General features: G+C 72.4%; 17 protein-coding genes. 8 read left to right on the top strand and 9 right to left on the bottom strand.

Annotation, left to right across the window (positions count from 1 at the left end):
• The first annotated feature begins 227 nt into the window (after positions 1-227).
• On the top strand, positions 228-1,940 hold the full coding sequence (leuA, locus tag E1200_RS05500; protein ID WP_131950689.1) for a 2-isopropylmalate synthase: 1,713 nt from the start codon (positions 228-230) through the stop codon (positions 1,938-1,940).
• A 52-nt stretch (positions 1,941-1,992) separates the two neighbouring features.
• Here the strand turns inward: leuA and E1200_RS05495 are convergent, their stop codons facing one another.
• Entirely contained in the window at positions 1,993-2,244 is a 252-nt protein-coding gene (locus tag E1200_RS05495) for a protealysin inhibitor emfourin (protein ID WP_243708357.1), read from the bottom strand.
• 290 nt (positions 2,245-2,534) lie between these two features.
• On the opposite strand from E1200_RS05495, the gene recO reads away from it, so the two are divergent.
• Positions 2,535-3,341 carry a DNA repair protein RecO gene (gene recO, locus E1200_RS05490; protein ID WP_243708356.1) on the top strand — a complete coding sequence of 269 codons (807 nt, stop codon included), beginning with the start codon at positions 2,535-2,537 and terminating at the stop codon, positions 3,339-3,341.
• Complete coding sequence (locus tag E1200_RS05485) at positions 3,338-4,144, top strand: isoprenyl transferase (RefSeq protein ID WP_131950688.1); 807 nt, start codon at positions 3,338-3,340, stop codon at positions 4,142-4,144. The genes recO and E1200_RS05485 overlap by 4 nt, the downstream gene beginning before the upstream one ends.
• Positions 4,145-4,156: 12 nt before the next feature.
• Here the strand turns inward: E1200_RS05485 and E1200_RS05480 are convergent, their stop codons facing one another.
• The 6 genes from E1200_RS05480 to E1200_RS05455 are packed head-to-tail and all read right to left on the bottom strand — an operon-like array spanning position 4,157 to position 7,946.
• A complete protein-coding gene (locus E1200_RS05480) occupies positions 4,157-4,582 on the bottom strand; it encodes an OsmC family protein (RefSeq protein WP_131950687.1) in 426 nt (141 codons plus the stop codon).
• 53 nt (positions 4,583-4,635) lie between these two features.
• Positions 4,636-5,022, bottom strand: coding sequence for a transcriptional repressor (locus E1200_RS05475; protein WP_131950686.1), 387 nt, complete (start codon positions 5,020-5,022; stop codon positions 4,636-4,638).
• The gene (locus E1200_RS05470) at positions 5,019-5,924 is read right to left on the bottom strand and encodes a metal ABC transporter permease (RefSeq protein WP_131950685.1); all 906 of its coding nucleotides are present in this window, start codon (positions 5,922-5,924) and stop codon (positions 5,019-5,021) included. The genes E1200_RS05475 and E1200_RS05470 overlap by 4 nt, the downstream gene beginning before the upstream one ends.
• On the bottom strand, positions 5,921-6,622 hold the full coding sequence (locus E1200_RS05465) for an ATP-binding cassette domain-containing protein (RefSeq protein WP_131950684.1): 702 nt from the start codon (positions 6,620-6,622) through the stop codon (positions 5,921-5,923). Before E1200_RS05465 ends, E1200_RS05470 begins: the two co-directional genes overlap by 4 nt.
• Positions 6,619-7,593: a metal ABC transporter substrate-binding protein gene (locus tag E1200_RS05460; RefSeq protein ID WP_243708355.1), complete on the bottom strand. Its 975-nt coding sequence runs from the start codon at positions 7,591-7,593 to the stop codon at positions 6,619-6,621. The genes E1200_RS05465 and E1200_RS05460 overlap by 4 nt, the downstream gene beginning before the upstream one ends.
• A gap of 32 nt (positions 7,594-7,625) precedes the next feature.
• Positions 7,626-7,946, bottom strand: coding sequence for a DUF6703 family protein (locus E1200_RS05455; protein ID WP_131950683.1), 321 nt, complete (start codon positions 7,944-7,946; stop codon positions 7,626-7,628).
• A gap of 74 nt (positions 7,947-8,020) precedes the next feature.
• Between E1200_RS05455 and E1200_RS05450 the strand changes: the two genes are divergently transcribed.
• The 3 genes from E1200_RS05450 (at position 8,021) to E1200_RS05440 (ending at position 11,332) form a co-directional block, all read left to right on the top strand.
• Positions 8,021-8,305, top strand: a complete 285-nt coding sequence (locus E1200_RS05450; protein WP_131950682.1) for an antibiotic biosynthesis monooxygenase family protein — start codon at positions 8,021-8,023, stop codon at positions 8,303-8,305.
• A 144-nt stretch (positions 8,306-8,449) separates the two neighbouring features.
• Positions 8,450-9,772, top strand: coding sequence for a DUF1906 domain-containing protein (locus E1200_RS05445; RefSeq protein WP_131950681.1), 1,323 nt, complete (start codon positions 8,450-8,452; stop codon positions 9,770-9,772).
• Positions 9,773-9,943: 171 nt separating this feature from the next.
• On the top strand, positions 9,944-11,332 hold the full coding sequence (locus E1200_RS05440) for a glycine--tRNA ligase (protein ID WP_131950680.1): 1,389 nt from the start codon (positions 9,944-9,946) through the stop codon (positions 11,330-11,332).
• 138 nt (positions 11,333-11,470) lie between these two features.
• On the opposite strand, the gene E1200_RS05435 is transcribed toward E1200_RS05440, so the two are convergent.
• On the bottom strand, positions 11,471-12,133 hold the full coding sequence (locus tag E1200_RS05435) for a hypothetical protein (RefSeq protein ID WP_131950679.1): 663 nt from the start codon (positions 12,131-12,133) through the stop codon (positions 11,471-11,473).
• 342 nt (positions 12,134-12,475) lie between these two features.
• Here E1200_RS05435 and E1200_RS05430 point away from each other — a divergent pair, with 342 nt between their 5' ends.
• Positions 12,476-12,937, top strand: a complete 462-nt coding sequence (locus tag E1200_RS05430; protein ID WP_131950678.1) for a hypothetical protein — start codon at positions 12,476-12,478, stop codon at positions 12,935-12,937.
• A gap of 61 nt (positions 12,938-12,998) precedes the next feature.
• Positions 12,999-15,281 carry a protein translocase subunit SecD gene (gene secD, locus E1200_RS05425; RefSeq protein ID WP_131950677.1) on the top strand — a complete coding sequence of 761 codons (2,283 nt, stop codon included), beginning with the start codon at positions 12,999-13,001 and terminating at the stop codon, positions 15,279-15,281.
• Between the two features lie 113 nt (positions 15,282-15,394).
• Here secD and E1200_RS05420 read toward each other — a convergent pair.
• A partial coding sequence (locus tag E1200_RS05420; protein WP_207933194.1) for a DUF4190 domain-containing protein occupies positions 15,395-16,392 on the bottom strand: 998 nt, incomplete at its 5' end.

Below are 16,392 nucleotides of genomic sequence, written 5' to 3'. Positions count from 1 at the left end.
CGCACGGACTCCGCGCCGTTGGTCATGAGACAGAAGAGGTCCCCGTTGTCTCAGTATCCGGACGTCGGTTTCCGTAACGCGGATGGCATCTGTTACGTTGGCGGACGTGTTCCGTGAGCTGCTCCTCCTTAGCGGCCGCAGCGGGGGCCTGTAATCAGGCCGGCTCCCTCGCTGCGGGACTGCGACGTGCCGTCGGCCGCGAGGTTCGAGCAGAGAGTTCTCATCGGATGTTTCCGCCACAGCAGTCCTCCGGTATGCCCTTCCAGCGCTACCGCCCGTTCGCCCCGGTCAAGCTGACTGACCGCACCTGGCCGGACGCGGTCATCACCGAGGCCCCGCGCTGGTGCGCGGTCGACCTGCGCGACGGCAACCAGGCCCTGATCGACCCGATGGACGCCGACCGCAAGCTGCGCATGTTCGAGCTGCTGGTACGGATGGGCTACAAGGAGATCGAGGTCGGCTTCCCGGCGGCCAGCCAGACCGACTACGACTTCGTCCGGCAGATCATCGAGGAGGACCGCGTCCCCGACGACGTGGTCATCCAGGTGCTGACGCAGGCCCGTCCGGAGCTGATCGAGCGGACCTTCGAGTCCGTGCGCGGCGCCAAGCGGGCGATCGTCCACCTGTACAACTCGACCAGCACGCTGCAGCGCCGCGTCGTGTTCGAGCAGGAGCGCGACGGCATCACCGCGATCGCCGTCGAGGGCGCCAAGCTGTGCGCCAAGCTCGCCGAGGACATGGGCGACACCGAGATCCACTTCCAGTACTCGCCGGAGTCGTTCACCGGCACCGAGCTGGAGTACGCCGTCGAGGTCTGCAACGCCGTCAACGACGTGTGGAAGCCCACCCCCGACCGCAAGGTCATCGTGAACCTGCCGGCGACGGTCGAGATGGCCACGCCGAACGTGTACGCCGACCAGATCGAGTGGATGAACCGGAACCTCGCCTACCGCGACTCCGTCATCCTGTCGCTGCACCCCCACAACGACCGCGGCACCGCCGTGGCCGCCGCCGAGCTGGGCTACATGGCGGGCGCCGACCGCATCGAGGGCTGCCTGTTCGGCAACGGCGAGCGCACCGGCAACGTCTGCCTGGTCACGCTGGGCCTGAACCTGTTCACCCAGGGCGTCGACCCGCAGATCGACTTCTCCGGCATCGACGAGATCCGCCGGACGGTCGAGTACTGCAACCAGCTGCCCGTCCACGAGCGGCACCCCTACGGCGGCGACCTGGTGTACACCGCGTTCTCCGGGTCCCACCAGGACGCCATCAACAAGGGCTTCGTGCACCTGCGGCGGGACGCCGAGGCGGCCGGGGTGCCGATCGGCGACCACCCGTGGGAGGTCCCGTACCTGCCGATCGACCCGCACGACGTCGGCCGCACCTACGAGGCCGTCATCCGGGTCAACAGCCAGTCCGGCAAGGGCGGCGTCGCCTACATCATGAAGACCGAGCACTCCCTGGAGCTGCCGCGCCGGCTGCAGATCGAGTTCTCCCGCGTCGTGCAGGAGCACACCGACAACGAGGGCGGCGAGGTCACCGCCGAGCGGATGTGGGAGATCTTCCAGAGCGAGTTCCTCACCGGCGGCCCCCGCGTCGGGCTGCTGGCGCACCGCACGACCTCCCGGGTGGACGAGAAGGACGCGATCAGCTGCGACATCCGCGTCGACGGCGAGATCCGCGAGATCGAGGGCGTCGGCAACGGCCCCGTCTCGGCGTTCGAGGACGCGCTCGCGACCGTCGGCATCGACGTCCGCGTCCTGGACTACGCCGAGCACGCGATGAGCGCGGGCGGCGACGCGCGCGCGGCGGCCTACGTCGAGTGCGACGTGAACGGCGCGTCCGTGTGGGGCGTGGGCATCGACGGGAACATCGTCACCGCGTCGCTCAAGGCGATGCTGTCCGCGGTGAACCGCGTGGCCCGCTCGCACGCGGGGTGATCCGCGCGGCCGGAGGCGGCCCGGTGGCGGTGCCGCCGGGCCTCCGGTCCGTTCATGCGCGTCCGAGGACGTGGTGGACGAGCTCCCGGAGGGCGCCCTGCAACTGGGCCTCGCCGACCGTGGTCCGGTCGCCGTCGATGTCGATTTCGTACAGGAACTGATCGGGGATTCGGCCAGGGGGCGGGACCGCCGTGAGGTCCACGCGCCCGACGAGCCGCGCCAGCATCGGGTCGCTGGCGCTGTCGGACTCGGCGCGGCGCTCGATCCCCGCGAATCCGCCGCTGCGGACGACCGTCACTCTCACAGCGCCATCCGTTCGCCTCCGCGGGGAGATCCGCTCCCGGCCGGGCCCCCGGCGCCGCGCGGGGGCGCGTCCGGCGCGGACCGCGCGACGATGGGGCATCTCATGCCCCAACGCTGCCAGCTCCGGATGGTTCAAGCCACACCTTCCGGCCGGACGCGGCGGCCGAAACCGGTCACGGTATGTAATCGTTATCCCGCACACCGCTATAGTCTGTACGGACTTGTGAAGATCCGGGGGAGATGCCCCGGGCGCCCGCCGGGGCATCCGGTGCCGTGCGTCAGAATGAACGGGTGACCCTCTACCGCGACGAAGGCATCGTCCTGCGCACCCAGAAGCTGGGCGAGGCCGACCGCATCGTGACGGTGCTGACCCGGCGCACCGGCCGGATCCGCGCCGCGGCGAAGGGGGTCCGCAAGACCAAGTCCCGCTTCGGGGCCCGGCTGGAGCCGTTCACCCACGTCGACCTCCAGCTGTACGAGCGGCGCTCCCTCGACCTGATCACCCAGGCCGAGACCCTGCGCCCCTACGGGGAGGCCCTGGTCACCGACTACCCCCGCTACACCGCGGGGACGGCGATGCTGGAGACCGCGGAGAAGCTCACCGCCGAGGAGGGCGAGCCCGCCCTGCGGCAGTTCCTGCTCCTGGTCGGCGGGCTCCGCACGCTCGCCGAGCGGACCCACGACCCGCGGCTCGTCCTGGACGCCTTCCTGCTGCGCTCGCTGTCGGTCGCCGGCTGGGCCCCCGCCCTCGACGAGTGCTGCCGCTGCGGCGTCCGCGGCGGCCTGCGCGGATTCGCCATCGCCGCGGGCGGCGCCGTCTGCGCGAACTGCCGCCGGCCCGGCGCCGCGACCCCCGCGCCGCCGACGTTCGCGCTGATGCTGGCGCTGCTGCGCGGCGACTGGGAGTACGCCGACGCCAGCGAGCAGCGCCACCGGATGGAGACCAGCGGCCTGGTCGCCGCCTACCTCCAGTGGCACCTGGAACACGGGATCCGGTCCCTGCGCCACGTGGAGCGCGACACCGGGTCCCGGGACGAGGCCGCTCCCGCCCGGGAGGCACCGGCCGACGACACCGACATCCCCAGGGAGAGAGTTTGAGCAGGGCCGTTTCGCCGCCGGAGCCGCACCGGGACGGTGCGGTCCCGCCCCCGATCCCCGCGGAACTGGTGCCGCGGCACGTCGCCATCGTCATGGACGGCAACGGCCGCTGGGCCAAGGAGCGCGGCCTCCCGCGCACCGAAGGGCACACCCGCGGCGAGGACTCCCTCTTCGACGTCATCATGGGCGCGATCGAACTCGGCATCCCGTACCTGTCGGCCTACGCCTTCTCCACCGAGAACTGGAAGCGCTCGCCGGACGAGGTGCGCTTCCTCATGGGCTTCAACCGCGACGTGATCCGCCGCCGCCGCGACCAGCTCCACTCGATGGGCGTCCGCGTCCGCTGGGCGGGCCGGCGGCCCCGGCTGTGGCGCAGCGTCATCAGCGAGCTGGAGACCGCCGAGGAGATGACGCGCGGCAACGACGTCCTCACCCTGCAGTTCTGCGTGAACTACGGCGGCCGCGCCGAGATCGCCGACGCCGCGGCCGCGATCGCCCGGGACGTCCGCGCCGGCCGGCTCAACCCCGACAAGATCACCGAGAAGGTCTTCGCCCGCTACCTCGACGAACCCGGCATCCCCGACGTGGACCTGTTCCTGCGCTCGTCGGGGGAGCAGCGCACCTCCAACTTCCTGCTCTGGCAGTCGGCGTACGCCGAGATGGTCTTCCTCGACACCCTCTGGCCCGACTTCGACCGCCGCCACCTGTGGCACGCCTGCGAGATCTACGCCTCCAGAGACCGCCGCTACGGCGGCGCTGTGCCCAATGCGGTGTTCGGGGTTCAGGCGCCCGGAGGCGCCTGAACCCCGGAACCGTCAGGCCAGGGATGCGTCTAGGGTGATCTTGGTGCCGGTGAGGGCCTTGCTGACCGGGCAGTTCGTCTTGGCGTCCTGGGCGGCCTTCTCGAAGTCGGCCGCGGACAGGCCGGGGACGCTGGCCCGGACCGTCAGGTGGATGCCGGTGATGCCCTCGCCCGGCTGGAACGTGACCTCGGCCTTGGTGTCCACCTTCTCCGGCGGCGTGCCCGCGCCGGCGAGGCCGTGCGAGAGCGCCATCGAGTAGCAGGTGGAGTGCGCGGCGGCGATGAGCTCCTCGGGGCTGGTCTTCCCGTTCGGCTCCTCGGAGCGCGCCGGCCAGGTCACGTCGTAGGTGCCGAGCTTCGACGAGTCGAGCGAGACCGTCCCCTGGCCGCTGGTCAGCGGCCCTTCCCAGTGCGCGTTAGCGGTTCGTGTCGTAGCCATGTCCCGATCCTTTCACGTCGCGGGACGGACGGATCATGAACCCGCAGGTAGCGTCAGCGGGCCTTGCGGGTGCAGTCCGCGCAGGTGCCGAACACCTCGACCGTGTGCGTTATGTCGGCGAAGCCGTGCTCGGCGGCGATCGCGTCCGCCCAGCGCTCCACGACCGGGCCCTCGACCTCGACCGTCCGGCCGCACTCGCGGCACACCAGGTGGTGGTGGTGCTCCTCGGTGCGGCAGGCCCGGTAGACGGCCTCGCCCTCGTCGGTGCGCAGCACGTCGACCTCGCCGGCGTCGGTGAGGGCCTGCAGCGCCCGGTACACCGTGGTGAGGCCGATCTTGGAACCGTCGGCGCGCAGGTCGGCGTAGATGTCCTGCGCGCTGCGGAACCCCTCGGAACCGGCCAGCGCCTGCCGCACCGCGTTCCGGCGGGACGTCGTCATCCCCCTAGCACCTCCGCCTCGGCGTCCACGCGCGTGTCGGCGCCCTGGCCGGCCGCGGCGGGGGCGGTGGCCCCGGCCGGGACGGCCCGCGCGCGCCTGCGGCGCAGCGCCGAGCCCCCGGCGACCGCGACCGCGAACAGCGCCAGCGCCAGCAGCACGATCGATGGGCCCGGGGGCAGATCGTACTGAAAGGAGCCCGCCAGGCCCGTCACGGCCGACAGTACACCGGCCGCCATGGCCACCAGCATGGTCCCCCGGAATCCGCGGGCGAGCTGCTGCGCCGCCGCCACCGGGACGATCATCAGGGCGCTGACGAGGAGCAGCCCGATCGCGCGCATCGAGATCACGACGGTCACCGCGGCGGTCGCGGCGATCAGCACGCTGAGGAACCGGACGGGCAGCCCGGACGCGCGCGCCAGCTCCTCGTCCTGGCACAGCAGGAACATCTCCCGGCCGAAGAGCGCGACGATCCCGAGCACCGCGGCGCTCAGCCCCGCGACCAGGTACAGGTCGGTGACCGTCACGCTGGTGATCGAGCCGAACAGGTACGCGTGCAGGGCCGTCCCGCTGCCGCCGCCCGCGCTGGTGAGGATGACGCCGCCCGCGAGGCCGCCGTAGAACAGCAGGGCCAGCGCGACGTCCGCGCCGCTGCGGCTGCGGGCGCGCAGGATCTCGATCGCGGCGGCGCCCACCACCGACACGACCAGCGCGCCGAGCACGGGGGAGGTGCTGGTGAGCAGGCCGAGCCCGATGCCCGTCAGCGCGATGTGGCCGATGCCGTCGCCGAGCAGGGAGAGCTTGCGCTGGACGAGGAACGTGCCCACCGCGGGCGCCGCCAGCCCGATGAGCACCGCCATCACCAGCGCGACCCGCATGAAGGGGTACTGCAGCATCTCGCTCATGCGGGCCTTCCCGTCGGCGTGGTCTCGTGGACGATGCGGCCCTGGCCCAGCTCGATCGTGCGGGTGATCAGCGGCTCCATCGGGCCGAGCTCGTGCGCCACCAGGACGACCGTGCGCCCGCCGAGGGTGAGCTCGTGCAGCGCCGCTGCGAGCGCCGCCTGGTTGCGGGTGTCCACGCCCGCGGTGGGTTCGTCCAGCACGAAGGCGTCGGGTTCGCCGGCGAGGGCGCGGGCGATCAGCACGCGCCGCTGCTCGCCGCCCGACAGCAGGTGGGCCGAGTCGCGGGCGCGGTCGGTGAGGCCCACCGCCCGCAGGGCGCGGTCCACGGCGTCCCGCTCGGCCGCCCGGTCCCCGGGCAGCGCGGGCAGCCACCGGGAGCGCCGGGCCGTCCGCCCGGACGCCACGACCTCCCGGACGGTCGCCGGGACGCCGCCGCCCGCCGGCAGCCGCTGCGGGACGTACCCGATCCGCCGCCAGCCGCGGAACCGCGCGGGCGGCTCACCGTAGATCTCGGTGCGGCCGGCCGCCAGCGGGACGAGCCCGAGCAGCGCCTTGACCAGCGTGGACTTGCCCGAGCCGTTAGGCCCGAGGACGGCGAGCACCTCGCCCGGCGCGACCCGCAGGTCGATGCCGGCGAGCACCTCGCGGCCGTCGCGCCGGACGGTCGCGCCGGTCATCTCGAACGGCGGGACGCTCATGCGCACTCCAGCGCGGCACGCAGCGTGCGGAGGTTCCGCTGCATGATCGTCAGGTAGTCGCCGGAAGAGCCGTCCGCGACGCCCTCGGCGGGGTCGAGCACGGCGGTGCGCACGCCCGCCGCGCGCGCCAGGGACTCGGCGACCTTCGGGCTGACCAGCGTCTCGGTGAAGACCGTCGTCGCGCCGGTGGCCGAGACCCGCCGCGTCAGCTCGGCCAGCCGCCGGGGCGACGGCTCGGCGCCCGGGTCGACCCCGGCGACCGGGATCTGCTCCAGCTCGTAGCGGTCGGCGAGGTAGCCGAACGCGGCGTGCGCGGTGATGATCTCCCGGCGCTCGCAGGTGCGCAGGCCGTCCCGGTACGCGCGGTCGAGTTCGGTGAGTTCGGCTGAGGTGGACCCGGCGCGCTCGCGGTAGCCGGCGGCGTGGCCGGGGTCGGCCTTGGCCAGCCGGTCGCCGAGGGCGGTCGCGACCGCGGCCATCCGGGACGGGTCCAGCCAGATGTGCGGGTCGTGGTCCGGCTCTTCGTGCCCGTGGTCGCCGTGCCCGTGGTCGCCGTGCCCGTCTCCCCCCGTGTGCCGGGGCAGTGTCTTCACCACGCTCGCGGCGTCGAGGGACTTGTCCTTGGCGTGGCGGCGGACGGCGTCGTCCACGGCCGGCTGGACGCCTCCGACGTAGACGGCGAAGTCGGTCTTCGTGAGGTCCGCGGCCTGGCGTGGCGTCAGCTCCAGGTCGTGGGGCTCGGTCCCGGGCCTGGTGAGCGTCCGGACGAAGACGTCGCCGCCGCCGACCTTCTCCGCCAGCCAGGCCACCGGGTAGAAGGACGCGGTCACCTCGGTCTTGCCGGGTGGGGCGCCGCCGTCTCCGCCGCCGCAGCCCGTCAGCCCGGCCGCGATCCCGGCGAGCACCAGAGCCGTGGCGGGGAGGGTGCGCCTTGGGCGGCGCGGGCGCGGCGGGTCATGGGGGCGAGACACCCCGCAATTATGGACGAAGATGAAAACCGTTGTCAAAACCGTTCAAGCGCACGTCCCACGGCAAAACCGACAAGAACCGCCAGTGCGACGATCCGCAGGAGCCTTCCCGAACCGTCCAGGGCGGGCCAGTTCAGGTAGGCGAACCAGGCCAGCAGGGCCGCCAGCGCCAGCAGCCCGGCGGCCGCCGCCCAGCCCGTGCCGATCATGCCGATCGCCAGGAGCGCGAACACCGCGACGAGCAGCGTCCAGCGCGGTATCCGGTGCAGGAACACCACCGGGGCCGCGCTCCACCGCTCGATCGTCGCCCGCACGCCGGTCGCCCGCGTGCCCGCCTGGTCGCCTCGCGCATTCACGCGCCCCAACGTACCGCGCGGCATCCCGGAGAGGCCGGGACGGAGCACGGCGGAACGGCTGCCAAGATTGACGGATGATCGCGATAACCCGGTACCGCGTGCCGGGCGAGGACTCCGACGACTTCGCGGGGCGCATGGGCGCGGTGCTGACGGCGCTCGCGGCCAGCCCCGGCTTCCGCTCCGGCCGGCTCGCCAGGACCGTCGACGACCCCGGCCTGTGGGCCCTGGTCACCGAGTGGGACGGCGCCGGGCACTACCGCCGCGCCCTCGGCGCCTACGAGGTGCGGCTGCAGTTCATCCCGCTCGCCGCCATGGCCGTCGACGAACCGGGCGCCTACGAGATCGTCAGCTCCGCCTGATCTCGCAGGTCAAGGCTCCGGCAAGAAGCGCCCGGCCCCCGTTTCGCGTCCCCCGCCAAGGTCATCTTTGCGGCATCACGATCATGCCGTAGGTCCTGCGGGGGACGACCGCCCGGGGACCTCGTGTTCTCCGGGGGACAACCTATGCGCCATGGCGTCCTGTTCAGCGTCGTCCTGTGCGGGGTGGCGACGGCCATACCCGCCGTCGCCGTGCTCGGCTCGGCCACCGGGCGGTCCGCGTCCGAGCGGGCCTCCGCGGTGGCGGGCGGCGATGGGCCGGCCCGCGACGCGGACCGCGTCGTCGAGTACCGGGGGCTGCGCGTCCCGGTCCCGGCCGGCTGGGAGGTCCACGACCTCGAACGGGACCCGCTCCGGTGCGTCCGCTACGACCGGCGCGCCCTCTACCTCGGCCGCCCGGGACCGGAGCCCGCCTGCCCGGCCCGCATCGTCGGCCGGACCGAGGCCGTGCACATCCAGCCCTCCGGTGGATCGGCGCCTCCGCCGGACGCCCGGCGCGTCACCGGCGCCTCGCTCGCCCGGCTGACGGTCCCGCGGACCGCCGGCCACGAGATGCGGCTCGACCTCCGCGAGGCCGGCGTCACGATCACCGGCGTGTACGGGACGGACCCGGCGGCGCTCCAGCGGATGCTGCGCGGCGCCCGGCTGACCGGGAAGGCCGCGCCGCGCGTCCCCGAGCCGGCGCGGACGAGCGATCCCGGCCCGACCCCGCCGGCCGCTCCCGAGACGGCCGAGGCGAAGCCGGGCACCGCGGAGGACGCGCCCAAGAGGTGGGTGCGGGGCAAGGGGTTCGACACCTGCACGGCACCGTCCCTCGCGGCGATGAAGGCGTGGCGGCCGTCGTTCAAGGTCACCAACATCTACATCGGCGGCGCCGCACGCGGATGCGCGCAGCCCAACCTCACCGAGGGGTGGGTGCGCGAGGTCCGCGAGATGGGGTACCGCATCACCCCCACCTACGTCGGCCTGCAGGCCCCGTGCGGCGACCGCCCGCAGCAGTTCACCGCCAAGAACGCCGCGAAGCAGGGCCGGAAGGCCGCCGTGGACGCCGCCCGCAAGGCCAAGGCGCTCGGCATCCCGGCCGAAGCCCCGATCTACTTCGACATGGAGGCGTACGACAGCCGCAAGCGCGCCTGCAAGGCCGCGGTCCTGCGGTTCGTCGACAACTGGGTCCGGCAGTTGAAGGCGGAGGGGTACACGCCCTGCCTCTACAGCAGCGTCTCCTCCGGCATCCGCGACGTCGGCCGCGCCACCGGCATCAGCAAGCCCGAAGGCATCTGGTTCGCGCACTGGAACGGCAAGGCCGAGATCTACGGCGACCCGTACATCCCCGACGACTGGTGGCGCCCGCACCGCCGCATCAAGCAGTACCGGGGGGACCACGACGAGACGCACGGCGGAGTCACCCTCAACATCGACAGCAACATCGCCGATGGCCTCGCGTATTAGGTACACCTACCAGGCGGCACGGTGCCCTAAGCTGGGGACGTTCGCGGGCGCCGCGGTAGACCGCGCCGCGTCCGCCATCACCGGGGATCACATTCGCCCCCGCCCGCCGTCGCCGCGGGACCGGGGCGCACTCACTGTCCCGCCGACCGCCAGTTGGATGGAGAATTTCTCATGGCACGCCGTTCCGATGTGCTGGACACGATCGTCAACCTCGCCAAACGGCGCGGCCTGGTCTACCCGTCGAGCGAGATCTACGGCGGGCTCCGCGCGTCCTGGGACTACGGCCCGCTCGGCGTGGAGCTGAAGAACAACGTCAAGCGCCAGTGGTGGAAGTCCATGGTGCAGGGCCGCGACGACATCGTCGGCCTCGACTCGTGCGTCATCCTGGCGCGCGAGGTGTGGGAGGCCAGCGGCCACGTGCAGGCGTTCGTCGACCCGCTGACCGAGTGCCAGTCCTGCCACAAGCGCTTCCGGGCCGACCACCTGGAGGAGGCGTACGAGGAGAAGCACGGCCGCCCGCCGGCGAACGGCCTGGCCGACATCGGCTGCCCGAACTGCGGCGTCAAGGGCTCGTTCACCGAGCCGCGGATGTTCAACGGCCTCCTCAAGACCTCCCTCGGCCCCGTCGAGGACGAGTCCGGGCTCGCCTACCTGCGTCCTGAGACGGCGCAGGGCATCTTCATCAACTACAAGAACGTCGAGCAGTCCGCGCGCCGCAAGGTGCCGTTCGGCATCGGGCAGATCGGCAAGTCGTTCCGCAACGAGATCACGCCCGGCAACTTCATCTTCCGGACCCGCGAGTTCGAGCAGATGGAGATGGAGTTCTTCGTCAAGCCCGGCAGCGACGAGGAGTGGCACCAGTACTGGATCGACGAGCGCATGCAGTGGTACGTCGACCTCGGCATCCGCAAGGAGAACCTGCGTCTCTACGAGCACCCGCAGGAGAAGCTGTCGCACTACTCCAAGCGGACCGTGGACGTGGAGTACCGCTTCGACTTCACCGGCGGTGAGTGGGGCGAGCTGGAGGGCATCGCCAACCGCACCGACTTCGACCTGACGACGCACTCCAAGGCGTCCGGGACCGACCTGTCGTTCTTCGACCAGGAGTCCGGCGAGCGGTACGTCCCGTACGTGATCGAGCCGTCGGCGGGCGTCGACCGCTGCGCGCTCACGTTCATGATGGACGCCTACGCCGAGGACGAGGCGCCCAACGCCAAGGGCAAGATGGAGACGCGCAAGGTCATGCGGCTCGACCGGCGGCTCGCCCCGGTCAAGGTCGCGGTGCTGCCGCTGTCGCGCAACGCCGACCTGTCGCCGAAGGCCCGCGACCTCGCCGCGCAGCTGCGCCGCCACTGGAACGTCGACTTCGACGACGCCGGGGCGATCGGCCGCCGCTACCGCCGCCAGGACGAGATCGGCACGCCGTTCTGCGTCACCGTCGACTTCGACACCCTGGAGGACGACGCGGTGACGGTCCGGGAGCGCGACTCGATGAGCCAGGAGCGCATCGCGCTGAGCCAGGTCGAGTCGTTCCTGGGCGCGCAGCTCGTCGGCTGCTGAGCCGGCCGGCCGTGGCACGCGGCCGGGAAGCGCTACGGGCCGCCCCCCGGCGTGGGGGGCGGCCCGCATCCTTCTATGGGAGCGTTTCCCTGGGAGCGAACGCCTGTCGGGAGCTCGTAACGGAGCCGGCGGGGAGCGTCAGCTCGTCACGTACAGGGACTGGTCGAACGTGCCGGAGCCGGGGGTGGTCTCGCCCTGCAGCGCGTAGGTCGCGGTGACCCGGGCGGTGGACGGGCACAGGAAGTGGCTGCCGGACTGCCGGTTCACCGTGGCGTTGCTGACGCCGACCTGGGCCTCGCCGCTGCTGGTGTCCGGCCGCGCGGGGTTGTCGCCGTTGTAGCCGTTCGCGGCGAGCGTCCCGCCGAAGTTGCAGCCGATGCCGCCGAACAGGTCCACGACCGCGCGGACCCGGAAGTTGGCGATGGTGACCGTCGCGTCCCGGCCGTCGGTGCCGGCCGGGTCGTGCGCGACGCCGCCGCCGGTCCAGGGCAGGTTCAGCGTGGTGATGGTGACGCCGGCGGTGCCGGTGCACTCGCCGAAGCCCGCGGAGGCGATGGCGAGGCCGGTGCCGTCGGAGTTGATCGAGCCGGTCATGGTGGACTCGCTGCACGAGCCGCTGCCGATCGACGCGGAGACGGAGGCCTCGCCGAGCAGCGACGCCTGGACGTTGCCGGAGTAGGGGTCGGCGGTCGCCGAGCCCGCGCGGATGGTGGTGGTAGCGGCGGAGGCGGGGGCGGCTGTCAGTGCGAACGCGGTCAGCGCCGCGGTACCGAGAACAGCGACCTGTCTGAAACGTGCCACCGGATACTCCTCTGTCCGGTTCGGGGTGGGCGTACGCGAAGGTAATTCGCTTTTGTCGGCCGGACAATGGCTGCAGGCCGATTCCGGCCTGGCCGCATCCGGACACGCCTTCGTGTTCGCTGGCACGCGCGCCGGGGCGGGGAAGGGCACGCCTTTGTCACGCCGGCTCACCTTGACGGGAATTCCGTCTCGTGTTTTGTCAACGGTGCGCGAACCGTGCTCCCCTAACCTGAACCTGGGTTAGGTTGACTGGACCGCCCGCCGCCGCCCCGGCATCGTGGGCGGCGCCATCCGGAACCGGGCTCCCACCGGGCAGCCGACCCAGCCGAGCGGAGGAGCGGAATGCGCGAGCCACCGCGGCCGGTCCTCCCCCTCGCCCGGCTCCTCGTCCTCACGCTCGGCCTCCTCGGCTTCGTGGCCGCGCCGACGGGTTTCGGGGCCGGATCCGGTGCCGGATCCGGAGCGCAGGCCGGGGGCTCCGCCACCGGGACGGTCTCCGCCGTCCGGACCTGGGTGGCCCAGCACGCCCCCACCCGCAGCCGCGCCTCCGCCAGGCCGCACCCGGGCGGCCACGCGCCGACCGCGGCCACCGGCGGCACCGTGGCCACCGCGCCCACGCGGCAGGCCGCCGCGCCGGACGCGGCCGAGGCACAGCCCGCGCCCGCGGCGCTCCCGGTGCCCGGCACCGACGCCCGGCCGCCGGCCGTCCGCGCCATCCGGCCCGCGGCCGCCGGCACCGCGCCCGTTCCCGCGGCGGAGGGCGTCCCGCGCGGGCGCGCCCCGCCCGCCTCCACGCGCACCTGACCCTTTCGTCCGCGGTTCCGCGCGCAGCCGCGCGGAGCCGAAGCTCCGTGGAGGTCCCCTTTTGAACCGCGCCAACCTGGTGCGGGCGGTACTGGCACTCGCCGTGCTCGCCACATCCTTCTACTTCGCCTACACCAAGGAAGCCCGCCTCGGCCTCGACCTCCGTGGCGGCACCCAGATCGTCCTCGAAACGCAGGACTCGCCGACGGTCAAGGCCGACCGCGAGTCCACCGACCGCGCGCTGGAGGTCATGCGGCGCCGCATCGACGCCCTCGGCGTGGCCGAGTCGTCGATCACCCGGTCCGGCGACCGGCGGCTGATCGTCGAGCTGCCCGACGTCCAGGACCCGACCCGGGCGACCGAGGCGATCGGCAAGACCGCCCAGCTCACCGCACACCCCGTGCTCGCCAACACCGGCCAGGAGCCCGACAAGGCGAAGGGCCAGCAGGTCCTGCCGGACGAGAGCGGCCAGCCCATCCTGATCGGGCCCGCCGTGCTCACCGGTGAGGGCATCGGCGAGGCGAGCGCCTCCTACGACCCGCAGAACGTCGGCGGCTGGGCCGTCAACGTCGACTTCAAGGGCGACGGCGGCAAGAAGTGGGAGCAGGTGACGGCCAAGGCCGCCTGCGCGGTCGGCGACGAGCGGCGGGTCGCGATCGTCCTGGACGGCAAGGTGATCTCCTCGCCGCAGGTGACCCAGAGCGTGCCCTGCGGCGTCGGCATCACCGGCGGCTCGACCCAGATCACCGGCGACTTCGGCGCCGACGAGGCCAAGGACCTCGCGGCCCTCATCGAGGGCGGCGCGCTCCCCGTGCCCGTGGAGATCATCGAGCAGCGGGTGGTCGGCCCGACGCTGGGCGACGAGGCGATCGAGGCCAGCGCCAAGGCCGCCGTCATCGGCATCATCCTGACCGGGCTGTTCATCGTCGCGGTCTACCGCCTCGTCGGCCTCCTCGCCACCGTGGCCCTCGCCGGGTACGCGCTGATCTCCTACGGCGCCCTCGTCGCGATCGGGGCGACGCTGACCTTGCCCGGCCTGGCCGGGTTCGTCCTGGCCATCGGCATGGCGATCGACGCGAACGTGCTCGCCTTCGAACGCGCGAGAGAGGAGCTGTCGGCGCACCCGAGCCGCAGGGCGCGCTCGGTGCTGGCCACCGGGTTCAACAAGGCGTGGTCGGCGATCGCGGACACCGCCGTCACCACCCTGCTCGCCGGTGCGCTGCTGTTCTTCCTGGCCTCCGGGCCGGTGCGGGGCTTCGGTGTCACCCTCACCATCGGTGTCGTCGGCTCCCTCATCTCCGCGATGCTGGTCAGCCGCGTCCTCACCGACGCCGCCGCCGCGCGGTTCCCCAAGCTCACCAAGGGCAGGGCCGGCGGCCTCAGCGGCGCCGGGCGCATCCGCAAGTGGCTGAACGAGCGCGGCCCCGACCTGATGAAGCGCCGCCGGCTCTGGCTCATGATCTCCGGCGTCGCGGTCGTCGCCGCCGCGCTCGGGATCTTCACCCAGGGGCTCAACTTCGGCGTCGAGTTCACCGGCGGCCGCATCGTCGAGTACTCCACGAGCCGCCCGCTCGACATCGACGACGCCCGCCAGGCCGTCTCCGACGCCGGGTTCCCGCGCGCCATCGTGCAGAGCTCGGGTGAATCCGACATCTCCGTCCGGACGAGCGACCTCACCAACGAGGAGGAGAAGCGCATCGGGGACGCCCTCGGCAAGGAGGGCGGCGGGGCCACCAAGATCCGCGACGAGCTGATCGGGCCCAGCCTGGGCGACGAGCTGCGCGCCAAGGCGCTGATCGCCCTCGGCGTCGCGCTGCTGGCGCAGCTCGCCTACCTGACGATCAGATTCCGCTGGACGTTCGCGACCGGCGCGGTGGTCGCGATGTTCCACGACATCATGATCGTCGCGGGTGTCTTCGCGTGGCTCGGCAAACCGATCGACGGGGTGTTCCTGGCCTCGCTGCTCACGATCATCGGTTACTCGGTGAACGACTCGGTGGTGGTGTTCGACCGCATCCGGGAGCTGTGGGGCGACAATCCGAAGGGCAGGTTCGCCGACATCGCGAACAAGGGCACCCTGCAGACCGTCCCGCGGACGATCAACACCGGTATGGGTGCGCTGTTCATCCTGGGTGCGCTGGCCGTCCTCGGCGGCGACTCGCTGATGGACTTCGCCATCGCGCTGCTGATCGGCATCGTGGTCGGGACGTACTCCAGCGTGTTCACCGCGACGCCGGTGGCGATCGTGCTGGAGAAGTACGCGAAGTCCCCGCCGCCGCAGCCGAAGGACAAGCCCAAGGCGCCCGTCCGCCGAACGTCCGACAGTTCGGGAGCCGTCGTCTAGCGGCGCTTCCCATCACCCGTACCGCCGGTGCCCGGAACGGGCACCGGCGGTTCGCGTTCACGGGTGGCGCGCATTCACGGGCGGCAGGCGCTCACGGTGGTACCGGGTGCGGGTCAGCGGGGGAGCATCGGCTTCTTGAGCGTGCGCTTCTCGCTCTCGCCGAAGCAGACGGCGGTGCGCTGCCCGGCCTCCCACTCCCACTCTTCGGGGTACAGCGCCCAGACCAGGTCCGGCAGCCGGTGGCCGCGGAAGATCCGCACCTGCCGCTGCTCGCAGCCGCGCTCGGCCCTGCGTTCCGCCCCCTTCTCGCCGGGGTAGGGGCCCGCCTCCATCGCGAAGGTCGCGTACACCTGGATCCGGTACCCCTTGGCGCAGGGGACGACGCGCTGGGCGAACGACTCGTCGTCCCATTCGGTGAGGCAGTCCCCGGCGGTCAGTTCGTCCCAGAGCCTCAGGCCCGGGTCGAGGGTCTCGCCGAGCGGTGAGGTGAGCGGCTCGGCGCCGGTGTAGTGCATCAGGCAGACCACCTGGCGGTCGCCGTCGTTCCAGGTCGTGCGGATGGGCCAGATGTTGTACGGCTCCAGGTCCGCGGCGTGCCGGCTCTTCTGCAGATGGTCGTTCTTGAGGTAGCACGCCTCGTCGGCCATCTTGGCCACCTGCTCGTCGCCGGGATACGCGTCGCCGGACAGCTGCACCTTGGCGATGACCTCGCCGTCGTGCGGCTGCGAGCAGGGCAGCGCCGTCACCAGGAACTTCGCCTCGTCCCCGTCGAACCCGTCGAAGCAGTCACCGGTCCGCAGCGCCTCGGCCATCGTCCGGCCCTCGCCGGTGACGTTCCCGGACTCGTCGCGCTCGACGATCAGCATCGAGCCGGCGGTGAGGAGGAGGGCGACCACCCCGCCCACCGTCCAGACGCCGGCCGCCACGAGGCCGCCGATGGCCAGGCCCTTGCCCTTCTCACCGCGCCCTCCGGCCTGCAGGAGCGCCGCGATGCCGAAGCCGACCGCGAGCAGCACGAGGCCGAGGACGCCGGTGACCAGCGCGACGATCGCGAGCCTGTTCGTCCGGGTGGGGCCCGCCGGGGGAGCCTGTGCGCCGGACGGGGCAGGGG

Origin of the sequence: Actinomadura sp. GC306, from assembly GCF_004348665.1 — a bacterium.
In the GTDB taxonomy this organism is placed as follows: Bacteria; Actinomycetota; Actinomycetes; order Streptosporangiales; family Streptosporangiaceae; genus Spirillospora.
This window is presented reverse-complemented; position numbering and strand designations above follow the sequence as displayed.